We start from the raw sequence: 17,384 nt of genomic DNA on the forward strand, positions 1-17,384 counted from the left end.
AACCTTGCCCTCGCGGTTCGCCTGCGACGCGAAAGCCGCCGCGCCGACCGGCAAGGTCAGACGCGACGGCTCACAGGATCGTCCGGGGACGGCGTTCAGGCCGCCGCCTGCTCCGCCGTTTGGGCCGGCTCCAGGCGGATCAGGTAGTCAAAGGCCGACAGCGAGGCCTTGGACCCTTCGCCCATGGCGATGATGATCTGCTTGTAGGGCGTGGTGGTCGCATCGCCGGCGGCGAACACGCCGGGGATCGAGGTTTCGCCGCGATAATCCACTTCGATCTCGCCGCGATTGGAGAGGGCGACGCCGCTGTCCTTCAGCCATTCGGTGTTGGGCACCAGGCCGATCTGCACGAACACGCCTTCCAGGTCGATGCGGTGGGTCTCGTCGCTGCCCCGGTCCTTGTAGGTCAGGCCGTTGACCTTGGCGCCGTCGCCATGGATCTCGGTGGTCATGGCCGAGGTGACGACGGCCACATTGGGCAGGCTGGCCAGCTTGCGCTGCAGCACCGCGTCGGCCCGCAGCTGGTTGTCGAACTCGATCAGGGTCACGTGGGCGACGATGCCGGCCAGGTCGATGGCCGCCTCGACGCCGCTGTTGCCGCCGCCGATCACCGCCACGCGCTTGCCCTTGTACAGCGGGCCGTCGCAGTGCGGGCAATAGGCCACGCCCCGGTTCTTGTACTCGGCTTCGCCGGGCACATTGACGTTGCGCCAGCGGGCGCCGGTCGAGAGGATCACGCTGCGCGACTTCAGGATGGCGCCGTTCTCCAGCTTGACCTCGATCAGGCCGCCCGGGGCCTTGGCCGGAACCAGGCCCACGGCCTTCTGCAGGTTCATGATGTCGACGTCATAGTCCTTGACGTGCTGCTCCAAGCCCGAGACCAGCTTGGGGCCTTCGGTGTGCGAGACCGAGATGAAGTTCTCGATGGCCATGGTGTCCAGCACCTGGCCGCCGAAGCGCTCGGCCGCGACGCCGGTGCGGATGCCCTTGCGGGCGGCGTAGATCGCCGCTGCGGCCCCGGCGGGGCCACCGCCGATCACCAGAACATCGAACGCGGCCTTGGTCTTGATCTTCTCGGCCGCGCGGGCGACGGCGCCGGTGTCCAGCTTGGCCAGGATCTGTTCCAGGTCCATGCGGCCCTGGCCGAAGGGCTGGCCGTTCAGCAGGATGGTCGGCACGGCCATGACCTGGCGCTGCTCGACCTCATCCTTGAACAGGGCGCCGTCGATGGCGACGTGGGTGATGTTGGGGTTCAGGGCGGCCATGGTGTTGAGCGCCTGGACCACGTCCGGACAGTTCTGGCAGCTCTGCGAGAAGTAGGTCTCGAAGTGGAACGGGCCCTCCAAAGCGCGGACTTGGTCCAGCACCTCGGCGTCGACCTTGGGCGGATGGCCGCCCACGTGCAGCAGGGCCAGCACCAGCGAGGTGAACTCGTGGCCCAGCGGCAGGCCGGCGAACCGGACGGATGCGTCGCCCGCCGCGCGGGTGATGGCGAACGACGGCTTTCGCGCATCGTTTCCGGCCAGGTTGAGGCTGACCTTGTCAGAGGTCCCGGCCACGTCTTTGAGCAGCGCCAGCATCTCTTTCGAGCCCGCGTCCTCGCCCAGCGAGGCGACCAGTTCGATCGGCTGGCGCAGGTTCTGCAGATAGGCTTTCAACTGGGTCTTCAGACCTTCGTCCAACATGGCGGGCTCCGAATGCGAGGCGCAATTGTCCTGTGATCAGGAAACGCGCGAAATTTTGGGAAGGGGGCGCCGCCGCCGGCTCCGTGGGGAGACGGTCAGCGGACGACGGCGCCGTATCACCAACCCTTGCGGGCCAGCAGGCAGGCTTAGGGTCTAGATCTTGCCGACGAGGTCGAGCGAAGGCTTCAGGGTCTTTTCGCCTTCTTCCCACTTGGCCGGGCAGACTTCGCCCGGGTGGGCGGCGACGTACTGGGCGGCCTTGACCTTGCGCAGCAGTTCCAGGGCGTCACGGCCGATGCCGCCGGCGGTGATTTCGACGATCTGGATCTTGCCGTCCGGGTCGACGACGAAGGTGCCGCGGTCAGCCAGGCCGACTTCCTCGATCATCACGTCGAAGTTGCGGGTGATCGTGCCGGTCGGGTCGCCGACCATGGTGTAGGCGATCTTGCCCACGGCTTCGGAGGTGTCGTGCCAGGCCTTGTGGGCGAAGTGGGTGTCGGTCGACACCGAATAGATCTCGACGCCCAGCTTCTGGAACTCGGCGTAGTTGTCGGCCAGGTCTTCCAGCTCCGTCGGGCAGACGAAGGTGAAGTCAGCCGGATAGAAGAACACGACCGACCACTTGCCCTTCAGGTCGGCGTCGCTGACGGTAATGAACTTGCCGTTCTTGAGGGCTTCGGCCGTGAAGGGTTTGATGGTGGTGTTAATCAGGGACATGGCGTGCTCCGTAAATGGGTGAGGCCTGTCTATCCAGCGCCGCTCGATAGGTCCAATCGATTAAATCATTCCCGTGGATAGGTTCTTTCTATACGTCTCGCGCTGAAGGCTTTATAGGGACGGCATGCTGCCCACCCTGCGCCAACTGCAATATCTGAAGCTTCTGTCGGAGCACGGCTCGTTCAGCCGCGCCGCCGAGAGCGCCCATGTCACCCAGCCGACCCTGTCGGCGGGGATCCAGGAACTGGAAAAGATCCTCGGGGCGCCCGTGGTCGACCGGGCGCGCTCGGGCGTGATCCTGACCGCCGCCGGCCAGGAGGCCGTGCGCCGGGCCCAGGACATCCTGACCCGCACCGAGGATCTGGTGCAGGCGGCGCGCGGCGCGGGCCTGCCGCTGGCCGGCCGGTTCCGGCTGGGCGTGATCCCGACCATCGCCCCCTACCTGCTGCCGCGCGCCCTGCCCGTGCTGCGTGACCGCTTCCCCAAGCTGCGGCTGTTCCTGCGCGAGGACCTGACCCAGCGCCTGATCGCCAGCCTCAAGGCCGGCGCCCTGGACGCCGCCCTGATCGCCCTGCCCTATGACATGTCGGGCCTGGACTGGGCCCATGTCGAGGACGACGAACTGCTGGCCGCAGCCCCCGCCAACCATCCGATGGCCGCTTCGGTCCGGGTCGATCCCGACAGCCTGGCCGGCGATGACCTGATCCTGCTGGAGGACGGCCACTGCCTGCGCGACCACGCCCTGGCCGCCTGCGGGCTGGAGGCCCCCAAGGCGTTTGGCGACGAGGAAAGCTTCGCGGCCACCTCCCTGCCGACCCTGGTGCAGATGATCGGCTCGGGCCTGGGCATCTCGTTCCTGCCGGCCATGGCGGTGCAGGCGGGCCTGACCGACAACGCCGCCGTCACCGTGCGGCCGCTGGATCACGCCCACTCCAGCCGCGAGATCGTGGTGGCCTGGCGGGCGGGCTCCACCCGCGCGGCCGAGGGGCGCCTGCTGGCCGAAACACTGCAGGCCGTCTGATCGCGGCGTCAGGGCCGATCGAGCGGTCTAAAACGCGATAATCAGATATATCTAAATACGCTCTTGCCTTTCGACCGATCCGATATATCTATTGTTTCGATATAACGAAATAGGATCGAAACGACATGTTTGGACGACACCATCATCACGGCGGCCGCGATGGCCGCCACCACAGCCGGCACCCTTTCGGCTTTCACGGCCACGATCACCACGGACGCGGTCCTGGCCGGGGCGGCGGCCGGATGGGCCGGTTCTTCGACCACGGCGACCTGCGCTTTGTGGTCCTCAAGCTGATCGCCCAGCAGCCCAGCCACGGCTATGAGCTGATCAAGGCCATCGAAACCGCGGCCGGCGGCGCCTATACCCCCAGCCCGGGCGTGGTCTATCCCACCCTGACCCTGCTGGAAGAGCTGGGCTACATCACCGTCACCGAGGCCGGCGGCGGCAAGAAGCTGCACACCATCACCCCCGAGGGCGAAGCCTTCCTCGAAGCCAACGCCCAGCCGGTGAAGAGCCTGTTCGAGCGCATGGCCGAGGCCGCCGCCCGCAGCGCGGCCTTCTCGCCGCAGATCCTGCGGGCCCGGGAAAACCTCAAGACCGCCCTGCGTCTGCGGCTCACCGCCGGCCAGCTGTCGGCCGAGCAGGTCGAGCAGGTCGCCAAGGCCCTGGACGACGCGGCCGGCGTCATCGAGCGCATCTGATGGAGACCCTGATGCAGAGCCATGCCCGCCTGACCACCGACAAGGGCGCCCGCTACATGACCCAGCTGGCCAAGCACTGGAGCCACAAGTTCGTGGTCACCTTCGACGCGACCACCGCCCGCATTCCCCTGCCGATCGGGGACTGCCGGATGCTGGCCGACGCGACCGGCCTCGATATCACCGTCGAGACCGCCGGCCTTGAAGGCCTGGCCCGGCTGGAGGACGTGGTCGCCGAACACCTGCTGCGCTTCGCCTTCCGCGAAGGGGTCGAGACCCTGGCCTGGACCCGCGCCTGGGACGCCGGGCGGATCGATCCGCCGGCGCTGCGGGTGGGGCTGAAGGGTTAGTGAACGCCTCGGCGCCCTCTTCCGCTCTCCCCGGCGAAAGCCGGGGTCCAGATCGAACCCCGAGGGGTCATCGGTTTGGCTAGGTCGGAAGGCGCGTCATCCCCAGACGCTCAGGCTGAATCTGGGCCCCGGCCTTCGCCGGGGAGAGCGGATTCAGAAAATCAGCAATCGAACTCAGTGCAGCCCGCGCAGCAGGTCCAGCCGGCGCATCGCCTTGCCGGGCAGTTCCGACATCCGGCCCAGGGGCAGGGACTCAGCCATGTGGCGCACGCCATAGGCGGCCTGGCGCACGAAGGTGGCGGGCGAGGGCGAGCCCAGGAAGCCGAACACCACGGTCTGCTGGGCGTTGGAAAGCTCACGCTTGAAGCGGTAGTCGCCGGCCCCGAGGTCGAGACGGTCGTAAGGCGTGCCGTCCATGCTTCTCAGAATGTCCTGGAACAGCATCAGGCCGGGCGAATAGCGTTCGAACGCGGCATTGTGGGCGATCAGCCAGCCATGCACGGTGTGGGCGCCGCGCAGGTGCAGATGCACGGCGGCCAGCTTGCCGCCCAGGTGCAGGGTGTAGAGCCCGCCGCCGAAGACGGGGTCGCGGGTCGCGAACAGGGCGTTGACCAGGTCCATGACCCAAGGCGTTCTGAAATAGTCGGTCTGGCCGGTGGCGATCAGCTGAGCGCGTTTCCAGGCGATCAACTGGTCGAAATCGGCGCGCGACTCCGACATCGCGGTGAAGACGGCCGGGCCGACCTCGCGCTCGACCTTGCGGCGTTTCTTGTCGATGTCCTTGAGCACGCCCGAGCCGGCGGCCCTGCGTCCGGCTTCATAGGCGGCGTAGCCGTCAGGGATCTCGACAATCCAGGACTCGGTCTGGCCGCGACCGTGGCGGGCCAGGGTCTCGTCGTCGGCCTGCATGTGGCAGAAATCGAGGCGATGGACGTGCAGGGCGGTCAGCAGCTGGCGCGGATCCATCGCGACGCCGGGGGCCGAGACCAGGGCCTGATAGTCGCACATCGGGGCGCCGACCGGCATGCCGACATCGGCGCGAACCCGGGCGGGCAGGAAGCCGATGGCCTGGCCGTCTTCGGCGCGCAGGATGGCGACCTTGATCTCGCCGGCCTTCTTGCCGGTCGCCGCGCGGGCCCGGGCCACGGCCTGGGTCCAGCGCGGCGACAGGAAGGGCGAGTCCAGGCGCGCCTGACCCACCTGCAGGCTCGACCAGCGGTCGATGTCTGTGAGGCTCAGCTCCAGCGCGGGAACGACTTCAATCTTCAAGGACGACGGGCTCTGGGCGACTCACGACCGATCTGGTCGGCCGCGAGTCTGACCCAGATAGCTTTCCCTAGTGTTGACGAAACCCCGTTTTGGGTAGGGCCGTTTTACTGAATTAATCCATCAGCTTGCGCGACAGATACACATATTCCAGGGCCTGGCGGCGGGCGGTTTCGGCCAGGTTGGCCGAGGCCGCGTGACCGCCATCTATGTTCTCGTAATAGAGGACGGGGTAGCCCAGCGCTTCCAGACGCGCCGCCGCCTTGCGGGCGTGGGCGGGGTGGACGCGGTCGTCCTTGGTCGAGGTCTCGATGAAGACTTCCGGATAGTTCTGGCCGGCTTTCAGGTTCGAATAGGGGTCATACCGCTCGATCACGGCCCGCTCCGACGGTATGGCCGGGTCGCCATACTCGCCAACCCACGAGGCCCCGGCCCCGATCTGGCTGTAGCGGATCATGTCGAACAACGGCACCTGCACGACGATGGCGTTGTAGAGCTCGGGCCGCTGGGTCAGGGCCACGCCCATCAGCAGGCCGCCGTTGCTGCCGCCCATGATCCCCAGCCGGCGCGGCGAGGTGATCTTGCGGGTGATCAGGTCCTGGCTGACGGCGAAGAAGTCGTCATAGACCTTCTGGCGGTTCTCCTTGAGGCCCGCCGAATGCCAGGCCGGGCCGAACTCACCGCCGCCGCGGATATTGGCGACCACGTATGTGCCGCCCCGCTCCAGCCACAGCTTGCCCATCACGCCCGAATAGCCGGGCGTCATCGACACCTGGAAGCCGCCATAGGCATAGAGCAGGGTGGGGGCGGTTCCGTCGTACTTCACGCCCTTGGGCCGCACGACGAAATAGGGGATCTTCGTCCCGTCGGTGCTGGTGGCCTCGAACTGCTCGACCACATGGGTTGAAGCGTCAAAACGGGCCGGTGAGGCCTTGACCTGTTCCAGCTTCAGGCTGCCGGCGTCGGCCAGCCAGAAGGTCGAGGGCGTCAGATAGCCGGTGACGGTGACGAACAGGCGCTCGTCCTTCTCGGCGCTGGAGCCCAGGCCGATCGCGGAATTGGCCGGCAGGGCCAGGTCTTGCGAGCTCCAGCCCTTGGCGCCATGGGTCAGCACCCGGGCCGCGCCCTTGACGTTGTCCAGCAGGGCCACGACCAGCCTGGTGCGGGTGGTGGTGACCTGCTCCACCGACTGTTTCGCCGTCGGACGCAGAATGAGCGTCGCCTTGGCGCTGGTCGGGGCGGCCTTCAGGGCGGCGAGGTCGAAGCTGATCAGATCGCCGGTCTTGAAGCCCTTGTCGGCCCAGTCCTGCTCCAGCACCACCACCATCTGGCCGGCGACATAGGCCTGGATCGAGCTTTTCAGCGGCAGGTCCAGCTTGACCGCGCCCTTGTCGGTCAGCAGGTGCTTTTCGCTCTCGAAGAAGGTCACGCCGCGATAGGCGATCACCGCCTGGGTCACGCCATCGGCGTCGCGCAGCACGAAGGGGCTGACCGACACGTCGGTCTCGGTCCCGCGATAGACCTCCTGGGCCGCCGACAGCGGCTGGCCGCGTTTGACGGTCTTCAGCACATAGGCATAGCCCGACTTGGTGACCTGACCGGGCTCCCACTCGCGACCGACCAGCAGGGTATCCCGGTCCAGCCAGCTGTAGTCCTGCTTGCCCTCGGGCAGGGTGAAACCGTCCGCCACGAAGCTCTTGGTCGTGGTGTCAAACTCGCGAACCGTCACGGCGTCCTTGCCGCCGTCCGACAGGGTGATCAGGCAGCGCGTCTCTTCCGGCGGGAGACACGAAGCGCCCTTGAACACCCAGTTGGCGCTCTCGGCTTTCGACAGGGCGTCGATGTCGAGGATCGTCTCCCAGACCGGCTCGGCCGTGCGGTAGCTGTCCAGCGTGGTCGTGCGCCACAGGCCGCGCACATGGGTCGCGTCCTGCCAGAAGTTGCGCAGGGACCCGTCGCCGGTGAACGACACGCTGGGCACCCGGTCCTTGGCGTTGAGGATCGCCAGGGCCTGGGCTTCCAGGCCGGCATAGCGGGCGTCGCCCTGCAGCACCGGCAGGGTCTTGCCGTTCTGGGCCCTGGCCCAGTCCATGGCCCGGGTCCCTTCGATCTCCTCCATCCACAGATAGGGATCGTTCTTGCCCAGCTCGACCAAAGGCGTGCGGGCTTCGGGCGCGGGTTCGGCGGCGTGAGATGCGGTCATCAGGCTCGTGGACGCTAACAGGGCAAGGACAAGGCGACGCATGGACTTAGTGATCCATCAGCTGACGTGACAGGTAGGTGTAGTGCAGGGCCCAGCGGCGGGCGTTGGACTTGGGGTCCGCGCCATTGGCGTGGCCGCCGTCGGTATTTTCGAAATACAGGTTATCCACCTTCAGATCGTCCAGCCTTGCCGCGAACTTGCGGGCGTGGCCGGGATGGACGCGGTCGTCCTTGGTCGAGGTGGTGATATAGGCCAGCGGGTATTTCACCCCGGCCTTCAGGTTCTGATAGGGCGAATAGGCCTCGATGAAGGCCCGCTCGGCCGGAATGGCCGGGTCGCCATATTCGCCGATCCACGAGGCGCCGGCCGGCAGGACGGTGTAGCGGATCATGTCCAGCAGCGGGCTTTCGACCACCACCGCGTTCCACAGGTCGGGTCGCTGGGTCATGGCCACGCCCATCAGCAAACCACCGTTGCTGCGGCCATAGGCGCCCAGATGCCGGGGCGAGGTGATCTTCTTGGCGATCATGTCCTCGGCGACGGCGTAATAGTCGTCGAAGGCCCGCTGGCGGTTGGCCTTCAGGGCCGCGTCATGCCAGGCGGGGCCAAACTCGCCGCCACCGCGGATATTGGCCACCGCGTAGGAGCCGCCCTTCTCCAGCCACAGCTTGCCGATCAGCGGGTCATAGACCGGCAGTTTCGACAGGTTGAAGCCGCCATAGGCGTGCAGCAGGGTCGGGTTGGAGCCGTCGTGCTTGTGGCCCTTGGGATGGATCAGGAAATAGGGAACCTTGGTGCCGTCCTTCGACGTGGCGACCTTCTGCTCGACCTCGAGGTTGCCGCCCTCGAACTGGGCCGGCAGGGCCTTGACGGTCTCGGACGCGCCGCTGACCGCGTCGGCCAGTTTCAGCTGGGTCGGGGTGGTGAAGCCCTCGACGCTGTAGAAGATCTGGTCGCCCTCGTCCGCATGCGAGCCCAGCGACACCGAGGCGTTGGGCAGGCCAGGCAGGGCGGCCTTGGTCCAGGTCGCGCCATTGGCGCGGAAGGTGAACACCCCGCCGCGCACATTGTCGTAGATCGCCGCGACTACCGCGTGGTCGGTGACGGTCACCTGGTCCACGGCCTGCACCGAAGATGGGGCGAAGACCAGGCTGGTCGACAGGCCCGCGTCCGGGGTCACGGCGATGATGGAGCCGGCCTTGGCGCCCAGGCCGTCCTCGTTCAGCTCGACGATCAACCTGCCATTCAGCAGGCCGGCGATGTTGGCTTTCTGCGGAATGGCCAGGGGTGCGACCTTGCCGCCCGACCAGACATTGTGCTCGGTGTGGAAGAAGTCGGTGGCGCGGTCGATCAGCACCACCCGGTTGCCGGCCGCGTCGCGCAGGACGTTGGGCCGCGCCGAAACGTCGCTCTTCTGGCCCCGGAACACTTCGACGGCGTCGGCCAGGGCCTGACCGCGCTTGAGGGTCTTGATGACCATGCCATAGCCGCTGTCGGTGGTGGTGCCCGGCCCCCAGTCGCGGGTCAGGATCAGGGTGTCGGCGTCCAGCCACTCGGCGCTTTGCTTGCCTTCGGGCAGCAGGAAGCCGCCCTCGACGAACGTCCTGGTCGTCAGGTCGAACTCCCGGACCTCGACCGCGTCCTTGCCGCCGTTGGAGAGGTTCACCAGGCAGCGGTCATGGGTTTTGGGCCGGCAGTCGGCGCCCTTCCAGATCCAGTTCTTGCCTTCTGCTTTCGCGAGCGCGTCGAGGTCCAGCACCGTCTCCCAGACCGGCGAGGCGGTCTTGTAGGAGGCTAGCGTCGTGCGCCGCCAGATCCCGCGCACATGGGTGGCGTCCTGCCAGAAGTTGAAGACGCTGGTCCCGATGAAGTTGGGCGCCGCGATGCGGTCCCTGGCCGACAGGATCGTCAGGGCCTGCGCCTGCAGGCCCGCGAAGCGCGGATCGCCCGACAGGAGCGGCAGGGTCCTGTCGTTCTCCGCGTTCACCCAGGCCAGGGAGTCGGGGCTTTCCACCGCCTCCAGCGCCAGGTGGGGATCGCTGTCCTGCGCCAGCGCGGCGCCGTGGGACAGCAGGGTCAGGGCCAGGGCCCCGGCGGAACAGGTGCGAAGCAGGGTCATGGGCCGGGACGGTATCGAAAAATCTGACGCGCGCCAGAGCCTGCCAAGCATGACAGCCCAAAGTGGACGCCCGTCATCCGCCACACCAAAAAATCCGAAGTCAGACCCCGTCGTCGGGAATGTTCAGCAGCTTGCCGCACGCCTTGCAGTGCACGGCGTCCGGATCGTGCCGCCGCAGGCCGCAGTCCGGGCAGGGATGGATGACCTTGTGCGGCCGCAGGATCGACTGGATCAGGCCGATGAACAGCGAGACCCCGCCCAGCATGGTGGCGATCGACAAGAGCTTTCCCCACACGCCGGGCAGGGTGACGTCGCCATAGCCGGTAGTGGTCAGGCTGGTGACCGTGAAATACAGCGCATCGACATAGCCGGCGACGCCGTCATGGCGCCCGGCGAAGCTGGAATAGACAAAGCCGGTGATCACGAACACGAAGGTCAGCAGGGAGGCGGCCGCCTTGGCGATCTCTTCCACCCGCGTATTGTCATAGCGCTGGCCCACGGTGCGCCAGAAGAACTCGCTGTGCACCAGCGTCCACAGCCGCACCACCCGCAAGAAGCCCAGGTTTAGCAGCCAGGCGGGGAACAGCAGGGTGGCCAGCACGAACAGGTCCACCCAGACGATGGGCTTCTTCAGCCAGGCCTTCAGGTCGCCGTGGGCGATGGCCCGCGCGGCCATGTCCAGCGCCAGGAAGGCCGCCACGGCATAGTCCAGCACATAGTAGGTCAGGCCGTGATCGCGCATGGCCGGCGCGGCGATGAAGAAGGCGATGATGGCGAAGTCGATCAAGATGATGGCGTAGCGGAACTTTACCGCCGCCGGCGATGCCCCGTGATAGAGGGCGCGAAGACGGGCGCGCAGGCGGAAACCCTCTTGGTTCTTGGTCTTCAAGCGCCGCCCCTTCCGGTCACACTGTCAGGTCAAATGATCGCGGCGCGCGCCGGGCTCTGACTTGGCGACGGTTTTCCACTATATAGCCCCACCATGAGCCGCACCTTCGTCAAGATGAACGGCCTCGGCAACGACTTCGTCGTGATCGAGACCGCCAGCCAGCCCTTCGAGCCCACGCCCGAGGCGATCCGCGCCATCGCCAAACGCGGCGACGGCGGCGTTGGCTGCGACCAGGTGATCGCCATCGATCCGCCGCGCAGCGCGGGCGCCTCGGCCTATGTGCGGTTCTGGAATTCCGACGGTGACGCGGTCGGCGCCTGCGGCAACGGCACGCGCTGCGTGGCGTGGCTGCTGATGCAGTCGGCCGGCAAGGACAGCGTGGCCTTCGACACCGACGGCGGACGCCTGTCGGGCCAGATGGCCGGCGACAGGCGGGTCACGGTCGACATGGGCCAGCCGGGCCTGGACTGGACCCAGATTCCCCTGTCCGAAGAGATGAACACCGAGCGGGTCGAGCTGCAGGTCGGCCCGATCGACGCGCCGCTGGTCCACACGCCGGTCTGTGTCTCGATGGGCAATCCGCATGTGGTGTTCTTCGTCGACGCGCCGGTGACCGACGCCTTCGCCACCGGGACCGGCTCGCTGGTCGAGCATCACCCGTTGTTTCCGCAAGGCGTCAATGTCGGCTTCGCCCACATCGCCGCCCGCGATCACATCAAGCTGAAGGTCTGGGAACGCGGCGCGGGCCTGACGCTCGCCTGCGGCACCGGCGCCTGCGCCGCCCAGGTGGCCGCCGTGCGCCGGGGCCTGACCGACCGCGTCGCCACCGTGCAATTCGAGAGCGGCAGCCTGGTCATCGAATGGCGCGAGGCCGACGGCCACGTGATCATGACCGGCCCGATCACCCTGGAATATACCGGCAAGCTGCCGGAAAAGGTCGCCGCATGAGCCTCCATCCCGCCCTCGAGGCCGGCAAGACGGCCGTCATCACCGGCGCCGCCGACGGCATCGGCCTGGCCGCCGCCAGGATCTTCCGCGAGCTGGGCCTCAACGTGGTCATGGCCGACGTCACCGGCCGCAAGCTGAAACAGGAAGCCGAGGCTATCGGCGCGATCGCCGTGCCCACCGACGTCGCCGACCGCGCGGCGGTCGAGGCCCTGAAGGCGCTCGCCCTGGAAAAGTTCGGCGCGGTCGATGTGCTGATGAACAATGCCGGGGTCGGCGGCGGCGGCGACGCCTTTGCCGGCGACGACGCCTGGTCGCGCATTCTCGACGTCAATCTGTGGGGCGTGATCAACGGCGTGCAGGTGTTTGGCGAAGAGATGGCCCTGTCGGGTCGCCCCGGCCTGATCATCAACACCGGCTCCAAGCAGGGCATTACCCAGCCGCCCGGCGACACGGCCTATAATGTCTCCAAGTCGGCGGTGAAGGCCCTGACCGAAGGCCTGGCCCACACCCTGCGCCAGACCGAAGACTGTCAGGTCACCACCCACCTGCTGATCCCCGGCTACACCTTCACCGGCATGACCAAGCGCGGTCCGGGCGGCAAGCCCGACGCGGCCTGGACGCCCGAGCAGGTGGTGCACTTCATGCTGGCCCGCATCGAGGCCGGCGACTTCTACATCCTGTGCCCCGACAACGACGTCACCCGCGCGGTCGACGAAAAGCGCATGGCCTGGGCCATGGGCGACATCATCGAGAACCGCCCGGCCCTGTCGCGCTGGCATCCCGACTGGAAGGACGCCTTCGCGGCGTTCGTGAACAAGCCGTGACCACCTACACCGTCATCTCGCGCCCGCCGACGCCCAGGCCTGCTGTTGGCGAAGAGGGCGGACCGGCGGTGGTGTCGTCGGGCCCCGACGGCGTCGATGTCGTCACCTTCGGCTGCCGTCTGAACGCCTATGAGTCCGAGGCCATCCGGGCCCGCGCCGCCGCTGACGGCCTGTCGGACGCGGTGGTGTTCAACACCTGCGCCGTCACCAACGAGGCCGTGCGTCAGGCCCGGCAGGCGATCCGCAAGGCGCGTCGCGAACGGCCCGACGCCCGGCTGATCGTCACCGGCTGCGCCGCCCAGATCGATCCGGCCGCCTTCGCCGCCATGCCGGAAGTCGACCTCGTTTTGGGCAATGCCGAAAAGGCCGCGCCGGGAGCCCTGCTCGACACCTCCACCCGCGTGCGGGTCAATGACATCATGTCGATCAAGGAGACCGCCGGTCACCTGATCGCCGGCCTCAAGGACCGCGCCCGGGCCTATGTCGAGGTTCAGAACGGCTGCGACCACCGCTGCACCTTCTGCATCATCCCGTTCGGACGCGGCAATTCCCGCTCGGCCCCGGCCGGCGAGGTGGTCGAACAGGTCCGCCGCCTGGCCGCCGAGGGCTATAACGAGGTCGTCCTGACCGGGGTTGATGTGACCTCGTGGGGCACCGACCTGCCAGGCCAGCCGACCCTGGGCCAGCTGGTGGGCCGTATCCTCAAGCTCGTCCCCGAGTTGCCGCGCCTGCGCCTGTCGTCGATCGACGCGGCCGAGATCGATCCCGACCTGTTCAAGCTGCTGGAGACAGAGCCGCGCCTGATGCCCTATCTGCATCTGAGCCTGCAGGCCGGCGACAACATGATCCTCAAGCGCATGAAGCGCCGCCACAGCCGCGAGGACGCCCTGAAGCTGGTGGCCGAGGTGCGCCGCGTGCGCCCCGACACCGCCTTTGGCGCCGACCTGATCGCCGGCTTCCCGACCGAGAGCGAAGAGGCCTTCGAAAACACCCTGAAGCTGGTCGAGGAAGCGGGTCTCGCCTTCCTGCACGTCTTCCCCTACAGCGCCCGCCCCGGCACGCCCGCCGCGCGGATGCCGCCGGTCAAGGGCCCGGTGATCAAGGACCGCGCCCGCCGCCTGCGCGAAGCCGGTCAGGCCGGCCTGGAACGCCACCTGCAGCGCCAGATCGGCCGGGTGCTGTCGGGCCTGGTCGAACGCAACGGCGTGGCCCGCGCCGAGGACTTCACCGAGATCGCCTTTGCGGGCGAGGCGGCTTCGGGCCAGATCCTGGCCTTCCGCGTCACCGGCCACGACGGGGCGCGGGTGATCGCCGAGCTGGCCCCGTGAGTCTGAGCGGCGGCTGCCAGTGCGGCGCCGTCCGCTTTCGGGTCGAGGGAGAACCCGGCCGCGCCTCGATCTGCCATTGCCGCATGTGCCAGAAGGCCTTCGCCGGCCCGTTCGGCGCGCTGGTGACGGTCGAGGTGGCTAACCTGACCTGGACGCGCGGCGCGCCGACCCATTTCCAGAGTTCGGATCAGATCAAGCGCGGCTTCTGCGCCGCCTGCGGTACGCCCCTGACCTTCGCGTGGAGCGCCGACAAGATCGACCTGGCGGTTTTCGCCTTCGACGACCCGTCGGCGGTTGAGCCCGGGGTTCAGCTGGCCGTCGAGGGCCGGCCTGGATGGATCATCTGGCGGAGATGCCGGTGCGGCCGCCGATGGGACCGAGCGGTGCGGTGGCGTCGCGCCAGCACCCTGACCACGACACCTAGGGGCCGCCACTTGTTCCCGAAGTGGGAATTCGTCGTCGCGACCTTCAACCTCAGGGCAAAAGGATTCCTGCGGGCCTTCTGCAGGGTCCACGTCCTCCGCCACAGCCATGAAAAAACCGGGCCGGACAGGGTCCGACCCGGTTCTTCTTCAGATCGCCCGGCGGACCGGGCGAGCGCTTAGGCGCCTGCGCCGGGCGCACCCGGAAGGGCGGGCGCGTTGCGGGTCTTCCACAGCGACCAGCCGACGCCGGCCGCCAGGATGGCGAAGGTAATCGACAGCGACAGGGCGGCAGGGAACTTCTCCCAGCCCAGGGCGTCGGCGACGAAGATCTTGCCGCCGATGAACACCAGCAGCACGGCCAGGGCCTGCTTGAGATAGGCGAAGCGGTGCAGCACCGCCGCCAGGGCGAAGTACAGCGCCCGCAGGCCCAGGATCGCCATGATGTTGGAGGTGTAGACGATATAGGGATCGGTGGTGATGGCGAAGATCGCCGGCACCGAGTCGACGGCGAAGACCAGATCGGCCAGCTCGACCAGCACCAGGGCCAGGAACAGCGGGGTGGCCAGGCGGGCGGCCTTGCCGGTGCGCGAGTCGATGCCCTTAACGAAGAAGCGGTCGCCTTCCAGCTTGTCGCTGATCGGCATGACGCGGCGCAGCCATTTCAGGGCGGGGTTATTGGTCAGGTCCATGGGCTTGTCGCCCGCGAACAGCATCTTCACGCCGGTCAGGATCAGGAAGGCGGCGAAGATATACAGCACCCAGCCAAACTGGCTGACCAGGGCCGCGCCGACGCCGATCATGATGGCCCGCAGGACGATCACGCCCAGCACGCCCCAGAACAGCACCCGGTGCTGCAGGGCCGGCGGAATGGCGAAGAACCCGAAGATCAGGGCGATGACGAAGACATTGTCGATCGCCAGGCTCTTCTCGATCACGAAGCCGGTCAGATATTCGACCCCGGCGGTCGCGCCCAGCTGCATCCAAACCAGGCCGCCAAAGCCCAGGCCCAGGCTGATATAGACCGCCGACATCAGCAGGCTTTCGCGCACGCCGATCTCGCGGGTCTTGCGATGCAGGACGCCGAGGTCAAAGGCCAGCAGGGCCACGACGGCCAGCATGAAGCCCGCCCACATCCAGAGCGGTTTGCCGATCACCGGCAGGGTCAGAAAATCCATGGTCTTGTTCGGGCCTTTAGGCCCGCCGGATCTCAAGCGCTAAGGCTGATCACGGCGGGCGGGTTTTGCGGAAACGCGGTAGAACTTGCGCCCTCTTCGACCGGACGGTTGCGCCAGGATCGAAAGAGAAGTTCCTTAAATCAGTTACTTAGAGGTCTAGCCCTAGACTCGAATGTCCAGCAGGCCCCGGTTCAGGGGGCGCGGCGCCGGCGCGTGTTCGATGCGGTCCGCCGGCGTCACCGGCTTGGCGGTCGGCTGGCTGGCGTGGGACGCCGCCTGCACCAGGACCTGCTGGGCCAGTTGCAGCGAGACCCAGGGTGTTGGGGGAGCATAGCCGCCGACTCTCATCGCCGGCCCGCCGTGGTGATCAGGTCGAACTGGATCGGATCCAGCGACAGCAGGGCGCAGATCCCCAGCAGGACGTCGCGCTCCTCGGCGTCGAGCCCGCCGTCGGCGGTTGCGACGGCGCAGGCGCAGTTGACGACCACCCGGGCGACGTCATCGCGACCGCGCAGGCGGCGGATCGCCAGCTCGGCCTCAAGCCGGGCGGCTTCCGGATCCTGTTCGAAGCGCTGGTCCAGAGCCTCGAAGACTTCCAGGGCGTCGTCGATCCCGAAGACCGTCAGGGCCGCCAGGCCGCGCATGCGCTCCAGCATTCGGCCGCGCTCGTCCGGCGTGACCCAGCCGTCGGCCTGGGCCACCAGGGCGCAGGCGGCCACCAGGGCGTCCAGCTGATCCAGCTGGGCCGGCGTCCAGGCGTCGGTGAAGCGCGCGCGTGTGGCGTGAATGGGGTTGAAAGACATCTGTGCTCTCCTCTGTTGGGAGGGCGCGCCCGATACCGGGCTTGCTGGGCTCTTGGGGGGGAACAGCCCGTTGGACCCGGCATCGAGCGCACCCGATGCGGTCCGACATCACGATCGCGCCATTCGGCTGCGAGGTTCGTCAGAGGGGCCCGGCCCGCAACACACAGATTGTAGGCGTGGGCCGGGCGCGCAAGAGGCGCAGCGGATTTTTTCGCACGACCCGTCGTTTTTTTCTGCGCGGCCGTCCTTCGAACAGGCGCTCAGTCCGCAGCCTTGTCCTCACCGCCCACAAACCCCGGCAGACTCCAGCCCAGCTTGATCGCCGCCGCCCGCAGGCCGAAGGCCGCGACGAAGCCCGCCAGTCCCGCCGGCCAGAAGCCCAGGCCCAGCAGGTCCAGCACCGTGAACACCGACGCCCCCAGCAGGGCGGCGGTAATGTAGATCTCCCGGCGCAGCAGCAGGTTGGGCTCTTCGGCCAGCACGTCGCGGATCACGCCGCCGAAGGCGGTGGTCAGCACGCCCATGACCACGGCCGTGAACGGATGAACGCCCAGGCTCAGGGCCTTGGCGGCGCCGACCACGGAAAAGGCGGCCATGCCCAGGGCGTCCAGCCAAAGCAGGGCGCGAAACCGCCAGCCGCGCTTGCCCAGCAGCCACACCACGGTCGCAGCCGCCAGGCACGCCAGGATATAGCCGGGCCGCTGCACCCAGAATACCGGCGCCCCGATCAGCAGATCGCGCAGGGTGCCGCCCCCAACGCCGGTGATCGCCGCGAAGAAGCCGAAGGTGATGATGTCGTGCTTACGCCGCGCCGCCGCCAGCGCGCCGGTGGCCCCGAAGACGGCGGCGGCGGCGTAGTCCAGCCAGAAGAGGGTCGTCGCCAGAGGGTCTATGGTCGGGTCGAGAAGCGGGTCCATGGCCGTTCATGCCACG

The 17,384-nt window shown here is 67.6% G+C and carries 16 protein-coding genes and 1 pseudogene; 7 read left to right on the forward strand and 10 right to left on the reverse strand.

Features of this window, described 5'->3' with window-relative positions:
- Positions 1 to 95: 95 nt before the first annotated feature.
- Together ahpF and ahpC are read right to left on the reverse strand one after the other, a co-directional pair.
- A complete protein-coding gene (gene ahpF, locus ACW17Z_RS10740; RefSeq protein ID WP_492055997.1) occupies positions 96 to 1,685 on the reverse strand; it encodes an alkyl hydroperoxide reductase subunit F in 1,590 nt (529 codons plus the stop codon).
- A gap of 153 nt (positions 1,686 to 1,838) precedes the next feature.
- On the reverse strand, positions 1,839 to 2,402 hold the full coding sequence (gene ahpC / locus ACW17Z_RS10745; RefSeq protein ID WP_419319392.1) for an alkyl hydroperoxide reductase subunit C: 564 nt from the start codon (positions 2,400 to 2,402) through the stop codon (positions 1,839 to 1,841).
- A 124-nt stretch (positions 2,403 to 2,526) separates the two neighbouring features.
- On the opposite strand from ahpC, the gene ACW17Z_RS10750 reads away from it, so the two are divergent.
- From ACW17Z_RS10750 to ACW17Z_RS10760, 3 genes are all read left to right on the forward strand, one after another.
- The gene (locus ACW17Z_RS10750) at positions 2,527 to 3,423 is read left to right on the forward strand and encodes a hydrogen peroxide-inducible genes activator (protein ID WP_419319391.1); all 897 of its coding nucleotides are present in this window, start codon (positions 2,527 to 2,529) and stop codon (positions 3,421 to 3,423) included.
- A gap of 125 nt (positions 3,424 to 3,548) precedes the next feature.
- Positions 3,549 to 4,124: a PadR family transcriptional regulator gene (locus ACW17Z_RS10755; RefSeq protein ID WP_492055998.1), complete on the forward strand. Its 576-nt coding sequence runs from the start codon at positions 3,549 to 3,551 to the stop codon at positions 4,122 to 4,124.
- 11 nt (positions 4,125 to 4,135) lie between these two features.
- Positions 4,136 to 4,471, forward strand: coding sequence for a DUF2218 domain-containing protein (locus ACW17Z_RS10760; protein WP_492055999.1), 336 nt, complete (start codon positions 4,136 to 4,138; stop codon positions 4,469 to 4,471).
- Between the two features lie 174 nt (positions 4,472 to 4,645).
- On the opposite strand, the gene ACW17Z_RS10765 is transcribed toward ACW17Z_RS10760, so the two are convergent.
- The 4 genes from ACW17Z_RS10765 to ACW17Z_RS10780 form a co-directional block, all read right to left on the reverse strand.
- A complete protein-coding gene (locus tag ACW17Z_RS10765; RefSeq protein ID WP_492056000.1) occupies positions 4,646 to 5,740 on the reverse strand; it encodes a GNAT family N-acetyltransferase in 1,095 nt (364 codons plus the stop codon).
- Positions 5,741 to 5,852: 112 nt separating this feature from the next.
- Positions 5,853 to 7,982 (reverse strand): prolyl oligopeptidase family serine peptidase, encoded by a 2,130-nt coding sequence (locus tag ACW17Z_RS10770; RefSeq protein WP_492056001.1) that lies wholly within the window; start codon positions 7,980 to 7,982, stop codon positions 5,853 to 5,855.
- 4 nt (positions 7,983 to 7,986) lie between these two features.
- Entirely contained in the window at positions 7,987 to 10,059 is a 2,073-nt protein-coding gene (locus ACW17Z_RS10775) for a prolyl oligopeptidase family serine peptidase (protein ID WP_492056002.1), read from the reverse strand.
- 100 nt (positions 10,060 to 10,159) lie between these two features.
- Positions 10,160 to 10,948: a potassium channel family protein gene (locus ACW17Z_RS10780; protein WP_492056003.1), complete on the reverse strand. Its 789-nt coding sequence runs from the start codon at positions 10,946 to 10,948 to the stop codon at positions 10,160 to 10,162.
- A 93-nt stretch (positions 10,949 to 11,041) separates the two neighbouring features.
- Between ACW17Z_RS10780 and dapF the strand changes: the two genes are divergently transcribed.
- The 4 genes and pseudogenes from dapF to ACW17Z_RS10800 all read left to right on the forward strand — a co-directional run bounded on the left by dapF (position 11,042) and on the right by ACW17Z_RS10800 (position 14,472).
- A complete protein-coding gene (gene dapF, locus ACW17Z_RS10785) occupies positions 11,042 to 11,896 on the forward strand; it encodes a diaminopimelate epimerase (protein WP_492056004.1) in 855 nt (284 codons plus the stop codon).
- A complete protein-coding gene (locus ACW17Z_RS10790; RefSeq protein WP_492056005.1) occupies positions 11,809 to 12,720 on the forward strand; it encodes an SDR family NAD(P)-dependent oxidoreductase in 912 nt (303 codons plus the stop codon). The genes dapF and ACW17Z_RS10790 overlap by 88 nt, the downstream gene beginning before the upstream one ends.
- A complete protein-coding gene (mtaB, locus tag ACW17Z_RS10795; RefSeq protein ID WP_492056006.1) occupies positions 12,717 to 14,048 on the forward strand; it encodes a tRNA (N(6)-L-threonylcarbamoyladenosine(37)-C(2))-methylthiotransferase MtaB in 1,332 nt (443 codons plus the stop codon). The genes ACW17Z_RS10790 and mtaB overlap by 4 nt, the downstream gene beginning before the upstream one ends.
- Positions 14,045 to 14,472: pseudogene (locus ACW17Z_RS10800) on the forward strand (GFA family protein). The gene mtaB and the pseudogene ACW17Z_RS10800 overlap by 4 nt, the downstream one beginning before the upstream one ends.
- Positions 14,473 to 14,649: 177 nt before the next feature.
- On the opposite strand, the gene ACW17Z_RS10805 reads toward ACW17Z_RS10800, so the two are convergent.
- The 4 genes from ACW17Z_RS10805 to ACW17Z_RS10820 form a co-directional block, all read right to left on the reverse strand.
- Positions 14,650 to 15,648, reverse strand: a complete 999-nt coding sequence (locus ACW17Z_RS10805; RefSeq protein ID WP_492056007.1) for a TerC family protein — start codon at positions 15,646 to 15,648, stop codon at positions 14,650 to 14,652.
- Positions 15,649 to 15,810: 162 nt separating this feature from the next.
- On the reverse strand, positions 15,811 to 15,996 hold the full coding sequence (locus ACW17Z_RS10810; protein WP_419319380.1) for a hypothetical protein: 186 nt from the start codon (positions 15,994 to 15,996) through the stop codon (positions 15,811 to 15,813).
- The gene (locus ACW17Z_RS10815) at positions 15,993 to 16,451 is read right to left on the reverse strand and encodes a tellurite resistance TerB family protein (protein ID WP_419319379.1); all 459 of its coding nucleotides are present in this window, start codon (positions 16,449 to 16,451) and stop codon (positions 15,993 to 15,995) included. The genes ACW17Z_RS10810 and ACW17Z_RS10815 overlap by 4 nt, the downstream gene beginning before the upstream one ends.
- Before the next feature lie 260 nt (positions 16,452 to 16,711).
- On the reverse strand, positions 16,712 to 17,368 hold the full coding sequence (locus ACW17Z_RS10820) for a trimeric intracellular cation channel family protein (protein WP_492056008.1): 657 nt from the start codon (positions 17,366 to 17,368) through the stop codon (positions 16,712 to 16,714).
- Between the last annotated feature and the right edge of the window lie 16 nt (positions 17,369 to 17,384).

Source organism: Caulobacter sp. GSs2, assembly GCF_058680895.1.